This window comes from Kribbella sp. NPDC049174 (genome assembly GCF_043197365.1).
GTDB lineage: Bacteria > Actinomycetota > Actinomycetes > Propionibacteriales > Kribbellaceae > Kribbella.
In genome coordinates, this window is record NZ_JBICSZ010000002.1 from 788,279 (window position 1) to 807,258 (window position 18,980).

Annotated in this window: 19 protein-coding genes; 11 read left to right on the forward strand and 8 right to left on the reverse strand. The window is 68.3% G+C overall.

What is annotated here, in order from left to right:
* Positions 1-18: 18 nt before the first annotated feature.
* On the reverse strand, positions 19-261 hold the full coding sequence (locus ACGFIF_RS14285) for a hypothetical protein (RefSeq protein ID WP_393154689.1): 243 nt from the start codon (positions 259-261) through the stop codon (positions 19-21).
* Between the two features lie 305 nt (positions 262-566).
* On the opposite strand from ACGFIF_RS14285, the gene ACGFIF_RS14290 reads away from it, so the two are divergent.
* The 6 genes from ACGFIF_RS14290 to ACGFIF_RS14315 are packed head-to-tail and all read left to right on the forward strand — an operon-like array spanning position 567 to position 7,682.
* Positions 567-1,592 (forward strand): LacI family DNA-binding transcriptional regulator, encoded by a 1,026-nt coding sequence (locus tag ACGFIF_RS14290; RefSeq protein ID WP_393154690.1) that lies wholly within the window; start codon positions 567-569, stop codon positions 1,590-1,592.
* A gap of 19 nt (positions 1,593-1,611) precedes the next feature.
* Positions 1,612-2,901 carry an extracellular solute-binding protein gene (locus ACGFIF_RS14295; RefSeq protein WP_393154691.1) on the forward strand — a complete coding sequence of 430 codons (1,290 nt, stop codon included), beginning with the start codon at positions 1,612-1,614 and terminating at the stop codon, positions 2,899-2,901.
* The gene (locus tag ACGFIF_RS14300; protein ID WP_393154692.1) at positions 2,898-3,821 is read left to right on the forward strand and encodes a carbohydrate ABC transporter permease; all 924 of its coding nucleotides are present in this window, start codon (positions 2,898-2,900) and stop codon (positions 3,819-3,821) included. The genes ACGFIF_RS14295 and ACGFIF_RS14300 overlap by 4 nt, the downstream gene beginning before the upstream one ends.
* On the forward strand, positions 3,821-4,639 hold the full coding sequence (locus tag ACGFIF_RS14305) for a carbohydrate ABC transporter permease (RefSeq protein ID WP_393154693.1): 819 nt from the start codon (positions 3,821-3,823) through the stop codon (positions 4,637-4,639). Before ACGFIF_RS14300 ends, ACGFIF_RS14305 begins: the two co-directional genes overlap by 1 nt.
* 26 nt (positions 4,640-4,665) lie before the next feature.
* Positions 4,666-5,724, forward strand: coding sequence for a glycosidase (locus ACGFIF_RS14310; protein WP_393154694.1), 1,059 nt, complete (start codon positions 4,666-4,668; stop codon positions 5,722-5,724).
* Positions 5,721-7,682 (forward strand): hypothetical protein, encoded by a 1,962-nt coding sequence (locus tag ACGFIF_RS14315; protein ID WP_393154695.1) that lies wholly within the window; start codon positions 5,721-5,723, stop codon positions 7,680-7,682. Before ACGFIF_RS14310 ends, ACGFIF_RS14315 begins: the two co-directional genes overlap by 4 nt.
* Here the strand turns inward: ACGFIF_RS14315 and ACGFIF_RS14320 are convergent.
* From ACGFIF_RS14320 to ACGFIF_RS14335, 4 genes are all read right to left on the reverse strand, one after another.
* Positions 7,666-8,700, reverse strand: a complete 1,035-nt coding sequence (locus ACGFIF_RS14320) for an aminoglycoside phosphotransferase (protein WP_393154696.1) — start codon at positions 8,698-8,700, stop codon at positions 7,666-7,668. The genes ACGFIF_RS14315 and ACGFIF_RS14320 overlap by 17 nt on opposite strands.
* Before the next feature lie 33 nt (positions 8,701-8,733).
* A complete protein-coding gene (locus ACGFIF_RS14325) occupies positions 8,734-9,276 on the reverse strand; it encodes a MarR family winged helix-turn-helix transcriptional regulator (RefSeq protein ID WP_393154697.1) in 543 nt (180 codons plus the stop codon).
* A 303-nt stretch (positions 9,277-9,579) separates the two neighbouring features.
* On the reverse strand, positions 9,580-10,284 hold the full coding sequence (locus ACGFIF_RS14330) for a helix-turn-helix domain-containing protein (RefSeq protein WP_393154698.1): 705 nt from the start codon (positions 10,282-10,284) through the stop codon (positions 9,580-9,582).
* Between the two features lie 992 nt (positions 10,285-11,276).
* Positions 11,277-11,633 (reverse strand): YciI family protein, encoded by a 357-nt coding sequence (locus ACGFIF_RS14335; protein ID WP_393154699.1) that lies wholly within the window; start codon positions 11,631-11,633, stop codon positions 11,277-11,279.
* Positions 11,634-11,762: 129 nt separating this feature from the next.
* Here ACGFIF_RS14335 and ACGFIF_RS14340 point away from each other — a divergent pair, with 129 nt between their 5' ends.
* Positions 11,763-12,314 (forward strand): DinB family protein, encoded by a 552-nt coding sequence (locus ACGFIF_RS14340; RefSeq protein ID WP_393154700.1) that lies wholly within the window; start codon positions 11,763-11,765, stop codon positions 12,312-12,314.
* Between the two features lie 438 nt (positions 12,315-12,752).
* Here the strand turns inward: ACGFIF_RS14340 and ACGFIF_RS14345 are convergent, their stop codons facing one another.
* Together ACGFIF_RS14345 and ACGFIF_RS14350 are read right to left on the reverse strand one after the other, a co-directional pair.
* A complete protein-coding gene (locus ACGFIF_RS14345; protein ID WP_393154701.1) occupies positions 12,753-13,664 on the reverse strand; it encodes an Rv3235 family protein in 912 nt (303 codons plus the stop codon).
* Between the two features lies 1 nt (position 13,665).
* Positions 13,666-14,886: a LysM peptidoglycan-binding domain-containing protein gene (locus tag ACGFIF_RS14350; RefSeq protein WP_393154702.1), complete on the reverse strand. Its 1,221-nt coding sequence runs from the start codon at positions 14,884-14,886 to the stop codon at positions 13,666-13,668.
* A gap of 157 nt (positions 14,887-15,043) precedes the next feature.
* Here ACGFIF_RS14350 and ACGFIF_RS14355 point away from each other — a divergent pair, with 157 nt between their 5' ends.
* Positions 15,044-15,589 carry a hypothetical protein gene (locus tag ACGFIF_RS14355; protein ID WP_393154703.1) on the forward strand — a complete coding sequence of 182 codons (546 nt, stop codon included), beginning with the start codon at positions 15,044-15,046 and terminating at the stop codon, positions 15,587-15,589.
* A 21-nt stretch (positions 15,590-15,610) separates the two neighbouring features.
* Here ACGFIF_RS14355 and ACGFIF_RS14360 read toward each other — a convergent pair whose 3' ends face one another.
* Complete coding sequence (locus ACGFIF_RS14360; RefSeq protein ID WP_393154704.1) at positions 15,611-15,859, reverse strand: helix-turn-helix domain-containing protein; 249 nt, start codon at positions 15,857-15,859, stop codon at positions 15,611-15,613.
* Between the two features lie 169 nt (positions 15,860-16,028).
* On the opposite strand from ACGFIF_RS14360, the gene ACGFIF_RS14365 reads away from it, so the two are divergent.
* The 3 genes from ACGFIF_RS14365 to ACGFIF_RS14375 all read left to right on the forward strand — a co-directional run bounded on the left by ACGFIF_RS14365 (position 16,029) and on the right by ACGFIF_RS14375 (position 18,943).
* Complete coding sequence (locus ACGFIF_RS14365) at positions 16,029-16,691, forward strand: SAF domain-containing protein (RefSeq protein ID WP_393154705.1); 663 nt, start codon at positions 16,029-16,031, stop codon at positions 16,689-16,691.
* Positions 16,691-17,956 carry a CpaE family protein gene (locus ACGFIF_RS14370; RefSeq protein ID WP_393154706.1) on the forward strand — a complete coding sequence of 422 codons (1,266 nt, stop codon included), beginning with the start codon at positions 16,691-16,693 and terminating at the stop codon, positions 17,954-17,956. The genes ACGFIF_RS14365 and ACGFIF_RS14370 overlap by 1 nt, the downstream gene beginning before the upstream one ends.
* Before the next feature lie 198 nt (positions 17,957-18,154).
* On the forward strand, positions 18,155-18,943 hold the full coding sequence (locus ACGFIF_RS14375) for a DUF4097 family beta strand repeat-containing protein (protein WP_393154707.1): 789 nt from the start codon (positions 18,155-18,157) through the stop codon (positions 18,941-18,943).
* Positions 18,944-18,980 lie beyond the last annotated feature (37 nt).

An 18,980-nucleotide genomic window follows, 5' to 3' on the forward strand; every position in this document is an offset into this window, starting at 1 on the left:
GCAGGTGAATGGATTGGTTCAGCAGGTCTTGCGGACGTACCCGGAGTCACCCGGGACAGAGACGTCCACGTCGCGCCGCACAATGCTGAGCGTGTCGCCCTTCTGGGCGATGCGATTCCGCTTGTCCTGCGTGCGGAGGTCGAGCAGCGGTTCGCCCCAGTCCTCGTCGATGACGAGATTGCCGGCGGCATCGCGGAGCAGCAGGTCGGAGGCCAGTGCGGCCAGGAGCAGACGACGGGTGAGCGGGCGAGTGTCGGACACGATTGCTCCATCGGTCCCGGCGACGCGACCCCGCCTCGGGCTTCACCACGCCCTGGCGCCTGAAAACCGGGCTCCGGATCCAGGGGCGCCGCACGAAGGGCGCTGGTTCCGCTACCGGCTGGGTGCGTCACTGCCGACCTAGTCAAGCCGTCGGGCCCTGGCGGCGTCAAGCGATCGGCTGCAAAAGAGTGCGCGAAACCGCCCGCAGATTGCGGTACTGCGCATACCGCCAGATCTTGACGTACGACGTTTTAACCGGTTTAGTGACTGTTTAAACCGGTTTAAACGCCGTCAAGCGAGGTCTGATGAGCAAACAGCGGCCGACGATCGCCGATGTGGCGACCCGGGCGGGTGTGTCCAAGGGCGCGGTGTCGTTCGCGCTGAACGGACGGCCCGGCCTGGCGAGTGCGACCGTGGACAAGATCCTCGCCGCCGCCGACGAGCTGGGCTGGCGGCCGAGCAACCGGGCCCGGTCCCTGTCGGTCTCGAAGGCGTTCGCCCTCGGTCTGGTGATCACCCGGGACCCGGACGTGCTGTCGTCCGACCCGTTCTTCCCGGCCTTCATCGCGGGGGTCGAGAGTGTCCTGTCCGCCCGCGGACAGGCCCTGGTCCTGCAGGTCGTCACCGCAGGCGAGGAAGAGGAGGCGGGCTACCGGCGGCTGGCGCAGGACGCCCGCGTCGACGGTGTCTTCCTCTCCGACCTCCGGCATGACGACCCCCGGATCGACCTGCTGGTCGAGCTCGGTCTTCCCGCCGTCACGCTGAACCGGCCCGACGGCGCCTCGCCGTTCCCGGCCGTCATCCTGGACGACCGGCCCGGCACCGTCGCGGTCGTCGAGCATCTGCTGTCGCTCGGTCACCGCCGGATCGCGCACGTCGCGGGTCCGCCCGCATTCGTGCACGCGACGGCCCGGTCCACGGCCTTCGTGTCGACGCTGGCCGCCGCCGAGGTCGAGCCGGTGGCGCTCGAGACCAGCGACTTCACCGCCGCGGGCGGGATCGAGGCGACCAAGCGACTGCTGGCGCTGCCGCAGCCGCCGACTGCGATCGTCTACGCCAATGACCGGATGGCGATCGCCGGCCTCGGTGCCGCCCAGGCGGCCGGACTGACCGTGCCGGACGACCTCAGCATCGCCGGGTTCGACGACAGCGAACTGGCCGAGTACGTCCACCCCGGCCTGACCACCGTGCGCGCCGACCCGTTCCGCTTCGGCGAGGCGGCCGCCCAGACCCTCAACCAGCTCGTCGACGGTGCGGACGTAGTACCCGATGTCGAGCTCCCACCCGCGCAGTTGGTCGTCCGCCGGTCCACCGGTGCGTCCCCTGTGTAGTGCTCCCCCTGGAGGAAAGATGAAACTGCAAGCTGGACTGCTGGCCCTGGTGCTGGTCGGCTCACTCGCCGCGTGCGGTGACAGTGGCGGCGGCTCTGGTGATGCCGACGCCGCGGCCAAGGCCACCGGCCCGATCACCATCTGGTACTCGAACAACCCCGAGGAAGTGGCCTGGGGCAAGCAGATGGTCGCGGCCTGGAACACGGCGCACCCGGACCAGAAGGTCACCTCGCAGGAGATCCCGACCGGGAAGAGCTCCGAGGAGGTCATCGGTGCCGCGATCACCGCGGGCAACGCGCCCTGCCTGATCTTCAACACCTCGCCGGCCTCGGTCTCGCAGTTCCAGAAGCAGGGCGGTCTGGTGCCGCTGGACAGCTTCTCCGACGGGAAGTCGTACATCGAGGACCGCTCGGGCGACGTCGCCCAGCAGTACAAGTCGACCGACGGCAAGTACTACCAGCTGCCGTGGAAGTCGAACCCGGTGATGATGTTCTACAACAAGAAGGCGTTCGCCAAGGCCGGGATCGACACCGCGAAGCCGCCGCTGGCGACGTACGACGAGTTCCTCGCCACCTCGAAGAAGCTGGTCGCCGCGAAGGCTGCGAAGTTCGCCATCTACCCGGCGCCGAGCAACGAGTTCTACCAGTCCTGGTTCGACTTCTACCCGCTGTACGCGGCCGAGTCCGGTGGCAAGCAACTGGTCGAGGACGGCAAGGCCACGCTCGCCTCCGACGAGGGCAAGAAGGTCGCGAACTTCTGGCGGACCATGTACGCCGACAAGCTGGCGTCGCAGGAGAAGTACACCGGTGACGCGTTCGTCGACGGCACCGCCGCGATGGCCGTGGTGGGTCCGTGGGCGATCGCGACGTACAAGGGCAAGGTCGACTGGGGCGTCGTCCCGGTGCCGACCTCGGCCGGCAAGCCGGCCAATGAGATCCACACCTTCTCCGATGCGAAGAACGTCGCGATGTACTCGGCGTGCAAGAACCGCGGCACCGCGTGGGAGGTGCTGAAGTTCGCCACCAGCCAGGAGCAGGACGGCAAGTTCCTGGAGACCACCGGCCAGATGCCGCTGCGTAAGGACGTGGCGTCGACGTACGCGGACTACTTCACCAAGAACCCGGCGTACAAGACGTTCGCGGACCAGGCGGCGCGCACGGTCGAGGTGCCGAACGTGGCGAACTCGATCACCATCTGGCAGACCTTCCGGGACGCGTACTCCAAGTCCGTGATCTTCGGCCAGGAGGACCCCGGCGCGGCCCTCGACGGCGCCGCGCAGAAGGTCGATCAGCTCGCCGCACAGTCATGAGCCGATTGGCCCCGACCGGGACAGCAGGACGGCGTGGCATTCTCGCGAAGGTGCTGGGTGACCAGCCGATCGGTTCCGCCTTCGTCACGCCGTACCTGGTGTTCCTGGCGCTCGTGTTCGCCTACCCGCTCGTGTTCGCCGTCTACATGTCGTTCCACGACTACTTCTTCACCGCGCCCGGCGCGGTCGTGGACCGGCCGTTCGTGGGATTCGCCAACTACGTCACCGTGTTGTCGGATCCCGCGGTACGACGGGCGTTCGTCAACGTCGGGATCTTCCTGGTCATCAACGTGCCGCTGACCGTCATCTTGTCGCTCGTCCTGGCGAACGCGCTGAACGCGGCGATCCGGTGGCGGACGTTCTTCCGGGTCAGCTACTACGTGCCGTACGTGACCGCGAGCGTCGCGGTGGTCGGGGTCTGGCTGTTCCTGTTCAACTCGAACGGCCTGGTGAACACCATCCTCGGGCCGCTCGCGCCGGATCCGTCCTGGCTGGTGAACTCGAAGCTGGCGATGCCGACGATCGCGATCTACGTGACCTGGAAACAGCTCGGGTTCTTCATCCTGCTGTATCTGGCCGCACTGCAGAACGTCTCGAAGGATCTGTACGAGGCGGCCTCGATGGACGGTGCCGGACGGTGGAAGTCGTTCCTGAACGTGACGGTTCCCGGCGTCCGGCCGGCCACGACCCTCGTCGTACTGCTCGCGACGGTGACCGGGGCGAACCTGTTCACCGAGCCCTATCTGCTGACCGGTGGTGGCGGTCCGGACGGCGCGTCGGCGTCGCCGGTGCTGGTGATGTACCAGAAGGGCATCGAACAGGGGAACCCGGACATCGGGTCCGCGATCGGGGTGCTGCTGGTGATCGGCGTCCTGATTCTCGCGTTGATCGAACGACGCTTCGTAGGGAGGGAGGACTGATGCGACTCCGTTTCGTCGCCTTGCTGCTCGGCGCATTCGTGTTCCTGTTCCCCTTCTACTACATGCTGATCGGCAGCCTGCAGACCGAGCCGGACCCGTCCGTGCGCGGTGCCTTCCCGGAGCTGGGCAACCTGACCCTGCACAACTACGGCGAGATCGACAAGGCGATCAGCCTCGGCCAGTCGTTGATCAACTCGGGGATCTTCACCGGCGGTGTCATCCTCGGGACACTCGTGTTCGGCGTCCTCGCGGGATATGCCCTGGCCCGGCTGCGGTTCCGCGGCCGGGGGGTCGTGTTCAACCTGATGCTGCTGGTCCAGGTGGTGCCGTTCCAGTTGCTGACCATTCCGTTGTACGTACTGATCGTGCGCAGCTACGGCCTGGCCGACTCCTACCTCGGGATGATCCTGCCGTTCGCGATCAACTCGACCGCGGTCTTCGTGTTCCGGCAGTACTTCCTGCAGCTTCCGCAGGAGTTGTTCGACGCGGCCCGGATCGACGGTGCCGGCGAGCTGAGCATCCTGTGGCGGGTGGCCATCCCATTGGTGAAACCCGCCCTGCTGACCGGCGTACTGCTGACCTTCATCGGGCCGTGGAACGAGTTCCTCTGGCCGTTCCTGATCACCAAACAGCAGGATCTGCAGCCGCTCGCGGTGTCACTGTCGAACTACCTGACCACCGTGTCGGCCCGGGCGGCGAACCCGTTCGGTGCCGTCCTCGCCGGGGCGTGTGTGCTGGCCGCGCCGGCCGTGACGTTGTTCCTGATCTTCCAGCGCCGCTTCATTGCCGCGAACCTCGAGTCCGGGGTCAAGGGCTAACTCGTCTTTTCTGGAAAGGCTTTGTCGTGACTGTTCCTTATGCGCTCACCCGTGTCGGCGTGCTGATGACGCCCGAGCCGGGCAACGAACTCGAGGCCGAAGGGGTGCTGAACCCGGCCACCGGGCACACGCCTGACGGCACCCTGTACCTGCTTCCGCGGCTGGTGGCCGCGGGCAACGTGTCGCGGGTCGGCCTGGCCGAGGTGGAGTTGAAGGATGGTGTGCCGGTCGGCGTCCGACGCGAAGGCGTCGTACTGGCGCCGGACGAGGGCTGGGAACGCGGGCTGAACAACGCCGGCGTGGAGGACCCGCGGGTGACCTGGATCCCGTCGCTGAACACCCACGTGATGACGTATGTCGCCTATGGCCCGCTGGGTCCGAAGCCGGCGTTGGCGTTGTCGCGGGACTTGCGGTCGTGGGAGCGGATCGGGCCGCTGCACTTCGAGTACCAACCAGACCTCGACACCGACCTGAACCTCTTCCCCAACAAAGACACCGTCTTCTTCCCCGAACCCGTCCCGGGCCCCGACGGCGAACTGTCCTACGCGATGCTGCACCGGCCGATGTGGGACCTCGGCTGGTTCCGCGAAGGAGAAGGCATCCATCTCCCCGCCGGCATCACCGACGAACGGCCCGGAATCTGGGTGTCCTTCGTACCGGTCGCCGACGTCGACCGTGACGTGCGGAACCTGGTGCACCTACGCAACCACCGGCTGGTCGCGATGTCGGAGTACCCCTTCGAAGAACTGAAGATCGGAGCCGGGCCGGCGCCGCTGCGGGTGCCGGAGGGCTGGCTGGTGATCCATCACGGGGTGACGGGTGAACAGCCGCAGGGCTTCGACCCGACGACGCAGAAGGTCAGCTATGCGGCCGGGGCGCTGCTGCTGGACGCCTCCGATGTGACCCGGGTGATCGCCCGGTCGTCGGAACCGCTGCTCGTTCCTGAAACCGAGGAGGAGCGAGTCGGAACGGTCGGGAACGTGGTGTTCCCAACAGCCATCGAGGAAGTGGATGGGGTCCGGTACGTCTTCTACGGCATGGCCGACGCCGCCATCGGTGTCGCCAGATTGGACCGGCTGACATGACTGTCACCCGCCGAACCGTCATCGGTGGAGCTGTAGCGCTGGGCGCCACTTCTGCTGTCACGTTGCCGGCCTCCGCATTGCCGGCTCCTGCGTTGCCGGCTTCTGCTGCCGGCCGTCTGAGCAACCTCGCGCATCTCGACTACTTGCGTACGTCGGTCACACCACCTGCTGCCGCCGGACACAGCACGTACGGCTCCGGACCTCTGGGTGTGCTCTGGACCTATGCGGACCGCCAAGCGGACGGCTCCTACAAGCGCATCGGCGGCGGGACGTACGACCCGGTCACCGACACCTACGGCCAGGGCGCCTTCAACGCGGACGACATCTCCCGCGCTGCTGTGGTGTACCTACGCCACCATCGGCAGTTCGGCGACCGTAGTTCCCTCACCGCGGCGCGAGACCTCCTCCGAGGCCTCACCTACCTTCAGTCGCCCAACGGGAATGTCGTTCTCTGGATGCAGCCGGATGGCACCCTCAATCCCAGCGCCGATCCAGTCGAACTCCCAGACCCCTCCGACTCGGGACCGTCGTACTGGCTCGCCCGCTTCGTGTGGGCTGTGGGGGAGGGATACGCCACCTTCCGCCGGGTCGACCGGGACTTCGCCGATTTCCTGAAGGCTCGCCTCGAGTTGGCCATCTCTGCCCTGGAGCGCCAGGTTCTTTCCCGCTACGGCCAATGGAACATCGTCGACGGCCGCCGCCTTCCTGCCTGGCTGATCGTGAACGGCGCCGACGCAACGTCCGAGGCCGTCCTCGGCCTTGCGGCGTACGTCCGTGCCCGCGGGTCCACGCGGGCCCGACGCGCACTGACCCAGTTCGCCGAAGGCATCTCTCACATGAGCGCCGGCACGAGCCGGTCCTGGCCGTTCCGCGCCCTGCTGCCGTGGGGCGAGTCCATCTCTGTCTGGCACGCGTGGGGCGCGCAGATGCCGTCCGCACTCGCCGCGGCCTCGTCAGTGCTTGGCTCGCGTCGACTACTGGATCCGGCAGTTGGAGACACGGCCGGCTTCACACCGCTGCTGATGACTGCCGGTGGACCGGACAACGGCTGGCTGCCGGCACCGATCGACCGTACCCAGATCGCCTACGGCGTCGACGCGCGGCTGCAGGGTCTCCTGGCCGTCGGACTGCCCGGGTTGAAGCAGGTCGCCGCCTTCGTTGCCGCCTGGTACTTCGGCGCGAACCGGGCTGCGTCACCCATGTACGACCCGGCGACCGGCCGCACGTACGACGGCATCTCCGGCGACGGCGTCATCAATCGCAACTCCGGCGCCGAATCCACCATCCACGGCCAACTCTCCATGCTCGCGTTGGACGCCAACCCGGGCCTTCTCCGACTGAGTGCGGGTCCGCTGACGAGTTCTGGCCTGCAGGTGGTCGAAGGCGAGGCTGCCACGGGCGGCCAGGTCGTGACCCCGCCGTCCGCCTGGACCGGCGAATCCCAATGGAGCAACGGCTCCTACGTCTCCTTGGCTGCCGGCGGCAGTGCCGAGTGGACCGTGCCCTCCTCGTCGTCGCCGCGCCTGGTCCTGCCGGTAGTGAACCTCCTGAACCCCGGCCGCTCCAGGTGGACCGCGGGCTCCCGGTCACTCGGGTCCATCAACCACGATGCGCTCGGCCCTCAAGGCATCTCTGCGGCCCCCGGCGCGCTGCAACCCATCACGCTGCCCACGCCGCTTCCGCCGTACGCCGCAACTCTCAAGGCAACAGCTGTATCCGGCCAGGATCTCCAGATCGACGCGCTGCTCCTCCTGCCCACCATCAGCACCCTCCGCCTAGGCACGGCTGTTCTCTTGGCCAGCGTCGACCCACATCCCCGGACCTTCACCATCACCAACACCCCGGGCGCCACCGCCTACATCTACACCGCCGACGGCAACCTGCACTCCCGCCGCCGGCTGACCGGGGGAACCTCTCAGGTCCTGATTCAGCCAGGTGGTTTCACGGTCGTGCTTTGAGCGCCTGCGCGCACCAGTTGGCGACGAAGGTGAGGGCTTGGCCGCGTTGATGGAAGAGGTGGTGGCTGTCGGCTTGCTGGTGATAGGCGTTGTGAGAGGTGTCGGAGGCCCGGCCGAGTAGGCCAGGGAGGAGCCAGGCGTACTTGACCCCCGACGCCATCACGGCGAGGCGGACGTCGTCGGAACTGCCTCGCCAACCTGCTTCGCGCAGGCCGTCGAGGTAGTTGTCGATGCACGTCTCGGCGAGTTCGGGCAGCCGCTCGGCCGGCCAGAAGAGGTCGAACACGGCGTCGGGGATGTGGTTGCCGATGTCCTCACCCAGCGCGCCGTCGCCGGTGAATGCCCAGTCGAGCAACGCGAGTTCGCCGGTCGGCCGCTGGATGATGTTCGACACCCAGAGGTCGAGGTGGCACCGAGCCCGCGGCAATCGCGCCACCAGCTCGAGCAGATCATTGCGATGGGCAACCAATTGGGTCCACGCTTCTCGCAACCTGGCCGGCCAGGTCTCAGCCACCAGCGGCTGCCGCCAGGCCGCGTCGTCGTCGAGCAGCGCCCATGGCACGTCGCGAGACGTCGAGTAGTCGCGCAGAAACCCGACCGACGTCCACGGGCGATCGCCCGCCGGCCGCGCCTGCCACCGCCCACACGCCCTCGCCAACGCAGCGTGCTCAGCCAGCGAGAACTCGGTCCCGCGCGCGCCCTCGATGTCCTCCATCATCAGTACTGCGCCGGCCGCGAGCTCCACGACGTCGGCCTCCGGCAGCACCAGCCCCGCGTCGGCGAGTTGCTTTCGCAGTACGTCGTCGCGGTAGACCTCGACCTCGCGACGCCAGTAGTTCCAGTGCCTCGGATCCTCGGATGCGGCCCACGGCCCAGTCGAGGTCGCCGGCTTCCGCAGCGCTTTCCGGATCAGCGTGCGGCCATCGGCGTACGTCACCCGCTCGACGGTCGCGGTCACCGCGTTGAGCGGGTTGTGCCGCAATGTCGCCGTACCGATCTCAGCAGGACGCGAACTCACAAACAGCAATGGTGACACGTGCGCCGGTTCGCCTCAGCCGGTTTCCAGATTGCCGATCAGGCGTGCGGTCAGCTCCAGGTACTGCGTGATCTCCGCGTCGGTCAGTCCGTCGGTGGCCGAGGCGTTCAGCTCGCGCGCGGCGGCGACGAGATCGTCTTCGATCGCGCGGGCTTGATCGGTCAGATACACCCTCACCCGGCGGCGGTCATCTGGATCAGGAACGATCCGAACCAGACCGTCACGTTGCATGCGCTGCAGGGTGTTCGCCATCGTCGCCTGCTCGATCCGAACTCGATCACATAACTCGCGCTGGGTCAGCCCATCCTGCTCGAACAACGCCAACAGTTGAGCAAACTGCCCCGGCACCACCCCGTACGGCGCGATCCGCGCGGCCAGCCCTTGCGCCAGCATTCGCGCCAGCTGATTGACCTGATAGCCCAGCGACTCGGCCCGAAAAGACGCCACCCCTGCCCGCGTCGATCCCGCCCGCGCCGACCCCGCCGACGCCGCCCGCACCCGCGCGGTCGTCTGCCGGCTCCGCTCACTCACACCCGGGTTCCCCGCTTCCTCATCCACCGTCGAATCCTCGCCCACTGCCACATCACAACACCCGACCCGACCAGCACCGGCAGCACCACCCACCTAACCGCCGTCTCAAGCACCACCCCAGGGCCACCCGGCACATAAACATAAGCAACCAACACCACCCCGCCCACCAAATGCGCCATCCGCTGCCGCCCCCGAACCCGCTTCCGACCACCAGCCCGTCGCTCAGCCACCACAGTCATCACGCACTCCAATCCATAGCTTGCTATGAGAATCCCATAGCTAGCTATGTATTACAACCCGAGGGTGCCGTCAGCCGCGGGCAGGGCGGACTCAGCTCAGGAGGATTCGAGGCGGCAGACCGGTGAGGGCTTTGACGTCCCGGGTCAGGTGGGCCTGATCGGCGTACCCGGTCAGAACCGCGACATCGGCCAGTGCAATCCCCGTGCGTGCATGGTCGAGCGCAACGTTCATCCGCAGTACGCGATCGAGCATCTTCGGCCCGTATCCAAACGCGTTCAGGCACCGCCGATGCAACTGCCGCTCACTCAACCCGACACTCCCCGCCAGCGACAGCACCCCGGCTCCACCCCGAAGCATTCCGCTCCGAACAGCACGCAGTACCTGCGTGATCAGCCGATCCGGCGGCTCCTCAGCCAACCCCGCCACCACCTGCTCCAACGCCAACGCCGGCACAGCCGCCGACCGTACCTGATCGGCCAACCGCCGACTCCGCGCAGGCGACCACAGATCGCTCAACGGGACCCGTTTGTTCAGCAACTCCCGCGCCGGCACCCCGAGAAACCGCGGCGCCGTCCCCGGCGCAAACCGGATCCCGGCGTACTTCGTCCCCGCCTCAGCCGACCCAACCCACGCCCGACTGTCCGGCCCCGCGATGATCAACTCATCGTCCATCAGCAGCAGATCCATGCACCCGTCCGGGAGGATCCGATACTCCCCACCCTCCGCCGTCCGCGTCCAGAGCGCAGCCCCAGGCACCCGCGCCGGACGCTCACGATACGGCTCGAACTCACTCACCCCACCAGTCTGCAACCCCCTACCGACATTTCCAGCCCAGCGCCTGTCCCACCCGCCCTCAGCCAGAACACTCCGCGCGTACCCAACCTCTACCAGCCGTTCAGCCGAAGTCCTTACGCCGAACCCGCCCGCAACCAGCCGATCCGCCGCAAAACCCAACGACACGAGACCGCCACCGAAGACACTCCCAGCACCCGTCCAACCGACCTCCACCAACGGAGACCCCCACCCACGACCCTCTCCCGCTCCACCGCCCCGGCCCCGCGAACCCCCGTCAGCTCCGCCGCGCCGCGCCCGCCGACCCCCGTCAGCTCCGCCGCGTCACGCCCGCCGACCCCCATCCGCCCCACCGCGCCACCCTCCGCGGCCAGGTCTCCGGCACTCGCCACTGCGGCACCGTGCCGAGCCCCCCGCTCCGCAGCCGGGTGCAAAGCGCACCACTCCGCGATGGTCGATCCGGCGCCCACCTCCGCCAACAGATCGCTCGCCGTCGTCGACCGAGAATTGCTTGCCGAGGGCCCCGTTTCCGCGCTGTGCCTCGCCGCTGCCTGCACGGTTGGCACCGCCGGCAGATGCGTCCTGGCATGCGCCGCAGCCCATTGCCCGGCCGCCGCCAGCTCGGCTGCCGCCCGCTGGGCGATCGTCTGCCCCACAGGACGCCGTACATCCATCACCCGAACTCCCGGCGGCGAGCCGGCGCTCAGACGATGCAGAGCCGGCTGATCCGGCGCCACCCCAGTGGACGCCGGCCAGCCGGTTGTCATAGGCGTAGTGATTGAGCGGGCCGACTTCACCGCACTGCTGATCGTGCTGTCAGGCATTCGTTCCCCCGAACGACGAAACCGATCCATCGACCGATCCGGCCACCGTACGCCCGCCCCCACCGCAACCACATGACAACAACCACACGATCCGATTGCGCTCCCCAACACCCCCGCGACGATCAGGCCGATCCCGACCCGAACGGCCGCCGCACCACCCCGGAGCTCTGCTTAGTCAGCAGCCGCTTCGGCGATCGACCGGGGCGCCCGCACCTTCGTAAACTGAAGATTGCCCGCCGGCATCATCCACGTCATAACGTTCACCGCCAACCGCCCGGCCCGCACCGCCGGATCGGCCTCGGCGTGCTGCCGCGCAGTCTCCGCATCCACAGACCAAACGGAGAACCCACGAAACCGCTCGTCGTCCTGCCCCATCAGCGGCCCCCGAGCCAGCACCAACCCCCGATCCTGCATCTCGGCACCATGCGCCAAATGCCGATCCTGAAGCTCAGCCGCCTCATCGTCCGTCATCAAGCGCGCATCCGCCCGCAACGTCAACAAAATCACGGTGTACCGGTCGAACTCCATACCCCGAAACTACCCCCGCACCCGCGCCCCCTCCGACACCTCAACCCCGCCGCGCACACCCGCCAGTCCTACCGACCGCGACCCTCCAAACCACCACCCGGCGCACCCGAGCCAGCTAACGTCTTGCCGGTGACCATCTGCACGAAATGCAGCTACGACTGGGACGCCCCGCCTGAACACGCCGTCGCAGTCATCGGCGGCTTCCCAGAGCACCTGCCGCGGCTGCTACTCAACCTCGGCCTTCAAGACAGCGACGGTCCGCTCCGGACCCGACCTGCCGCCGAGGAGTGGCCACCCTTGGAATACATGGCACACACCGCCGACGCGATCGCCTGGCACGCCGAGCGCATAAACCGCGTCTTGACGGAGAACCGTCCCACCTTGGATCCGTTCGGCTGGGACGCCCACACCGCCACCCACCGCTACGACGAGCGACGCCTCACCGACGTCCTCACCACCATCCGCGGCACCTGCACCAGCCTGACCGCCGTACTCAAGACCCTCCCCGCCCCCGCATGGCAGCAAGAAGGCACCGCCTCAAACGGCTCACCCCGCACCATCACACACCTAGCCGCCCGCGCAGCCCACGAAGCCCAACACCACCTACGCGACATCGCACAGGGCCTCCAGGCACCCGGCCGGGCCCAAATCCGTGACGGCACGCGAAGCCAGACCACCTGACGAAACCCACCAGACCACATGACCACAGCAGCCCGAGCCGCGCGGCGGGTACGTCGACCCGTCAGAGCACGTCGCATGGTCACACATCGCGGCAGCAGCAGGCCGCGCCGGCAAACCAGCTACCTCGGCGAGAGCTCACCTCGGCTGCCCGGTGCCCGTTGCAGCAGGCCCACGCGCTTGCACAGCAAGCCGCCTCGGATGATCGGCCTCACCAACGACAGAGCAGATCGGCACGCCACAACAGTTCGACTCGGCTGACCCGGGGCCGCCGCGGTAGATCACGTTGCCTTGTAGAGCAGGCCGCCTCGGCTGATTAGCTCGCGTCGGCTGAGCGGCTTGCCCTGGCTGACCAGCCTCGCCGACGGCAGAGCATGTCGGCGCGGAAGAGCAGCTTGTCTCGGTTGAGTTTGGGGTCGTGGGTGGTCGGGTGGCGTGGGGTTAGCCGAGGTCGAGGGCTGTGCAGACCCAGCGGTTGCGGCGGATCTCGAGGCGGAGGGCGATGGCTCGGGAGCGGTCGCCGTGGCGGACGTGGGCGGCGATTTCGGCGACCTCCCTTGCGGGAGTGCAGACGTGGACTGAACGGATGGAGCTGCGTTCCTTGGCGCCGCGGGCGGTGGCGGTGGTGGTCAGGCCTAGTAAGCGGACCCGGCGGTTGAGGTCGGCGAATACTGCCTCGTCCGTGAAGCGCACCAGTTGTGAGATTGGGCGGTCGCCTGCCAGGACCTCGGATACTGCCTGCGCCAACCGGCCGCCCCAGGCGCGAGGATCTGGCAACCCAGGTCCTGCAGGTGCAACCCGTCTCGGGGAAGGCGTCGACTCGGTGGGTGCCGCGCCGTCAGCAGGTTCCGGGACCACGGCGAGTGCTCGACTCGAAGCTGCTGTTCGCTCGCGGGCCTTGCTCTGATCGGATTCGACTCCGGCAGCAGCCGCAGGTGCGACCGGTGCTGCAGGGGTGGCTGAGGCATCGGTCGGGACAGCCGCAGAAGCTGCGCGCTCGGCCGGGGCTGCTGCAGGACCAGCCGAGTCGGCCGAGGCTGATCCAGCAACTGCGTCCTCGGTCTGGGGCTCGGGTGGAGTGGGGGTGATGGCTAGATGAGGGAGGGCCTGGTGGCGGAGGGTTAGGGCTGCGGTGGGCATGGTGCCGGCGTGGCGGACGGTGGCGGGGATTGTGTGGTGGGTTGGGTGGGGGTTCACCGCGCGGAGGCGGGGTGCGGCTACTGCGGTCAGGTCGGGCTGGGGTTGTGCGGGGTCGGGCATGGTGGGTGTGGTGTTGGAGAGTGGTGGGACCGGGGCCAGGGTGCGGCTCGGGGTGGGGTGCTGGGACGGGACCGCGGGCAGGTTCTGGCTCATGTCACTTCTCCTGGTGGGTGGGCGGCACGGGGTTGCCGGTCGCGGATGCCGGGATTCGCAGCACCTGGCCGGGAAGAATCAGGTCGGGGTCGGGCCCGATCAGTTGGCGGTTGGCGGCGTACCAGGCCGGCCAGCGGGCGGCGATGTCGTCGTCCGTGGCATCCGGGCCGAGGTCTTTTGCGGCGATGCTCCAGAGGGTGTCGCCGGGCTTGACGACTACACGTGCGGGCACTCGCACTGGCTGACCTGACCGCACGTCTGTGTACCGGGTGGCAGCACCTGCGGTCGGCCGATCCGGCACACCAACCCGCACCCGAGTCCCACCCGGCACCTCATCCCGCGCCTTGGCATCCCTCGGCACACCAGACCTCGTACGACCGCCAGTCGGCCGCGGAGGCGTTGCCGGTGCGGCGTCCTGTTGGCGATCGGCGGGTGCGGCCAAGGCCGGACCGGTGAGGCGGATGGTGGACGGTGGCTCGGTGCTGCGCCAGTCCGCGGAGTCCGGCGTGCCGGGGGTGGTGCCGGTTGGAGGTTGTGAGGCCGTCTGCTGTGGCGTCGCCGGTACAGCGTCCTGCGGGCGAGCGCCCTGACGCACGGCGTTCTGCGGGCGGGCGCTCTCACGCACGGTGTCCTGCGGGCGGTTGGTGCTGGTGTCCGTGGCCGGGCCGGTGAGGCGGACGGTGGAGGGTGGCTCGGTGGTGGGGCGGTTCGTGGAGTTCGTCGTACCGGAGGGGACCGCGCCGCCCAGGGGGCGGGCGTACGGCGAGGGGCCGGACAGGCGGATGGTTGAGGGTGGCTCCGTTGTGCGCCAGGTGGTGCTGGTGGGTTGGACGGTGGAGCGGGGTTCTAGCTGGGTCCACGGGCGGGACGTGGTGCCGTCGCCTGGGGTGGCGTGGGCTGCGCCGACGGTGAGGGGAGTGACGGCGGCCAGGCCTAGGGCGGAGCGGAGCAGGGTGCGCGAGGTCTGTGAGGTGATCCGCCCGACTACTGCGGAGGCGATAGCTCCGATCGCGCCTGGGATCTGCTCCAGAACGGTCGCCAGTACGGCCAGGACGAGCCAGCCGTAGGCCATCCAGGCCACGGTCCCGACCGCGAGCACGGCCATCGAGTCGAGGTCGTGGCTGTTCGCCGCGCCGATCGAACCGGCCGTCATCCAGCGCAGAGCGAGGCCCAGGCCGGCCAGCGCCACCAGCGCGAGGATGCCCTTCGCTCCCCGGATCATCGCGTTCACCCCGCTTTGTCTCTGATCTATGAGTTTGCGTTAGTTTGCTTCGGCTTGACCACTATAGACCGCTACTGAGGGCAGTTCGCAAGTGGAAATGTCACGCAGCGTCGGCTTGCCGTACGGAAGGTGAGCGCGATCGGGTAGGTTCGCGCCCATGCGGTGGGATGCGTTGTTCGCGGATCTGGAGTCGCAGTTCGACGCGCTCCAGGAGGGAGATCTGTACGGCGAGGTGGCGGACCGGATCCGCACCGAGGTCGGCAAGATCACCGTGCTCGACCGGCTTCGCGGTGCGGTCGACACCGTCGTACGGGTGGAACTGAGGGACGCCGAGCCGGTCCAGGGGCTGCTCACCCGGGTCGGGAAGGACTGTTTGCTGATCGAGGCCGAACGCTACGAGGAATGGCTGATCCCGGTCGCCGCGCTGGTCGCCGTCCATCGACTGGGGCCGTGGGCCGAACCGGCCGTCGGGGCGGTGGCGGGGAAGCTGGGTCTTGCGCACCTGCTGCGCGGAATCGCGCGGGACCGCTCACCGGTGACGCTGTTCTGCGGTGGGGTGCCGGTCACCGGGACGATCGATCGGGTCGGGGCGGATTTCTTGGAGATCGCGGAGCATCCGCTGGATGCGCCGCGGCGGCGGACCGAGGTCTACAACCTGCGCTTGGTGCCGACCCAGGCACTCTGCGCCCTCCGCCGCCGTTAGCCCTGCAGTCCTACGCCGCCGTTAGTTGTGCACGTCCTCCGACTGCTCGGCCTCCTCGCCGAACGGGTGGGCGTCGATGAACTCCCGGGTCTCGGTGTAGAGACGCTCGATGTACTTCTCCAGCTCGGTCGCCTCGACCCGCCACTGGCCGCGGCCGCCGATCTTGACCGCGGGGATGTCACCGCGGCGGACCAGGGCGTACACCTGGTTCGCGGAGATGTTGAGCACCTCGGCGACGTCGGCGAGCTGGAGGAATCGCGGAGCCGGCATCCGTTCTGCTCCTTCACGTAGTGGTTGGTTCCTTCAGTTTGCCACGGTTGGCGGCCGGACGATCCCGTTTGTCCCCAGGCTGACAGCCTGTGGATAGCCGTTCACGCGGAGGTGCCTCGACACGGCAGAATGTCGGCTTCGAGACGATCGATTGACTGGGGAGTTCGACGTGGTCGACACAGCAGTGCGCAGTACCGGCTTCGGGGCCCCGTCCGTCCCGGCCCAGCGCAACCGGCGGGCCCGGTGGAAGGACGGCCGCCTGGTGCTCGGCGTGCTGCTCGTCGCCATCACCGCACTGGCCGGCGCCAAGCTGCTCTCGTCCGCCGACGACACCACCACGATCTGGGCCGCCAAGGAGGACATTCCAGCGGGGACGAAGCTGACGAGCGACGACCTGACCACCGCGCGGGTGCGCTTCACCAACAGCGAGGATGCGGGGAGGTACGTCGCTGCCGACGCGGACCTGAAGGGTCTCGTCGTCACCAGGGCCGTCGACGCGGGGGAGTTCGTACCGCGGGATGCCGCCGTGTCCGAGTCGGACAGCGACCGCACCGAGTTGCCGCTCTCGGTCGCCAGCGGACGGCTGCCTTCGGACACCGCGGCCGGGGACGACGTCGACATCTGGGTGGTGCCGAAGGACGGAGACCAGCCGGCCAAGTTGTGGTGGACAAAGGTCCGGGTGCTCCAGATCGACGCGGTGAAAGGGGTTGCGGGTGGTTCTGCTCGTCGGCAGGTCCTGGTCGGCTTGGACCGGTCAGACCTGCAACGACTACCTGCTGCGCTGTCCGCGATGGGCACGGGCGAGCCGGTCCTCGTCAGGGTAGGCAGCTGATGTCGATACCAATTCTGCTGGCGATCACCGGGGCGCCGTGGGAGGCGGACGTCGTACGGCGGGCTGAGCGCGCGCCGGGAATCCGGGTGGTACGGCGCTGTGTCGACATCGCCGATGTGATGGCGGCGGCCGCGAGCGGACAGGCACGCGCGGTGGTGCTCGCCGACGATCTGCCCAGGCTGACGTCGGACGCGGTGGCTGCGCTGCACGCTCGTCGGATCGCGGTGGTCGCGCTGGTCGACCCTTCCGAGAACGGCGAACCATTCGGCACCGAGGACAGGCTCAGCCGGATGGGGATCGAGCGGATCCTCCCGGCCGACGTCAGCCCGGAGGATCTCGGCCGGGCCATCACCGACGCGGTCGAGTCCGGTCCGCCCATGTCGGTCTCCCACTTCGCCGGTGGGTTCGTACCGATGACGCCGGAGACGACCGGTCAGCCGCCGCCGGTCTACAGCCAGGGCAGCGGCCGGATGATCGCGGTCTGGGGTCCGACGGGTGCGCCGGGGCGTACGACGGTCGCCGTCGGGCTGGCGTGCGAGCTCGCGGTGAAGGGCGTACCGACGCTGCTGGCCGACGCCGATGTGTACGGCGGGACCGTCGCTCAGCAACTCGGCATGCTCGACGAGACGTCGGGGCTGGCGGCCGCGGCGCGCTCGGCGGGGAGTGGTGCGCTCGACATGGCGATGCTCGCCAAGCACGCGCGGCAGGTCGAACCGCATCTGCTGGTGCTGACCGGGCTCAGCCGGGCGGATCGCTGGACCGAGCTGCGGCCAGCCGCGATCGAGTCGATCTGGTCGACGGCCCGGATGCTCGCGCCGTTGACGGTGGTCGATGTCGGGTTCTGCATCGAGACCGACGAGGAGATCTCGTTCGACTCGCTGGCGCCGCGACGCAACGGTGCGACGGTGGCGACGCTCGAGGAGGCCGACGAGGTGATCGTCGTCGGTACGGCGGACCCGGTCGGGCTGACGCGGTTGATCCGTGCGATCCACGAACTGCGGGCTGTGGTGCCGTCGGTCAGCACCAGGGTGGTGGTCAACCGGATTCGCTCGGGATCGCTGGGCAGTTCTCCGGCGGATGCGGTCGCGGAGGCGCTCGGGCGGTACGCGGGGGTTGAGGCCGCTGCGCTGCTCCCGTTCGACCAGAGTGCGGTCGACGCCGCGATGTCGCGCGGGCGGAGCCTGGCTGAGTCGGCCAAGTCCAGCAAGCTCCGCAAGTCGCTCCAGCAGTTCGCGACCACGCTCGCCAGGGAGCTCGCCACCTGAGTCTGTTTGGCCGCGGGGGCGTCCGGCTGAGGCGGTGGGTGAGGTGCGGGACGGCGGGTGGTGGGTGCGGCGGGGTGGTCAGGGGGGTGCCTGGTGGGGTCAGGGTTGGGTTGGTGGGGATACGGGGGAAAACCCCACCGACAGGGGGCCGGGGATGTGCCAGGGTTGACGGGTAGTCACCGCACCCCAGGGGGAAGCATGTCCGAGGTTCAGGGCCGGCCGGCGAGCACGATGAGCACTGAGCGGCGGTACGGCATCGCCATCTCCGTCGCGCTCATCCTCGGTGGGTTGTACTGGGCGCTGACCGGGCTGACCGAGGACACCAAGGTCAGTCAGGACACCTACCCGGTGGAGGGTCAGGCGCTGACGATCGAGGCTCGGTCGGCCGATGTCGAAGTACGGCCCGGGGACGGGTCGGAGATCAAGATCGAGCGGAAGTTCGAGCGCAACGTGTTCGGCTCCGACCCGAAGGAGAAGTACGAGGACGGGAAGCTGGAGTTGCGCGACACCGGCTGCGGATTCCTGTCGTTCGGGTGCGACACGAACTACGTCCTGACCGTGCCGAAGGACGTCAAGGTGACGCTCGAGAGCAGCAGCGGGGACCTGAAGCTGTCGGGGTTGCAGGCCGGCGCGGATCTGAAGTCGAGCTCGGGGAGTATCGAGGTCCACAGCGTTGGTGGGGCATTGCAGATGGAGTCCAGTTCGGGTGATCTCGAGGCTCAGGATCTGACCGCGACGACGGTGAGTACGCAGAGCAGCTCGGGCAGTGTGGACCTCGACTTCGCCACCGAGCCGCAGTCGGTGGAGTCCGAGTCGAGCTCGGGGGACGTGACGATCCGGATCCCGACCGGGACCCAGTCGTACAAGGTCGACACCGAGACGTCGTCCGGTGACGAGACCGCCAGCATCCGGAGCGACCCGGCGGCCACCCGCAGCATCACCGCCAAGACCTCCTCCGGTGACGTGACCATCGAATACAACCGCTGATCAGTCCGCCCTGTGGGGGGCGGGGAAGTGCACGCGG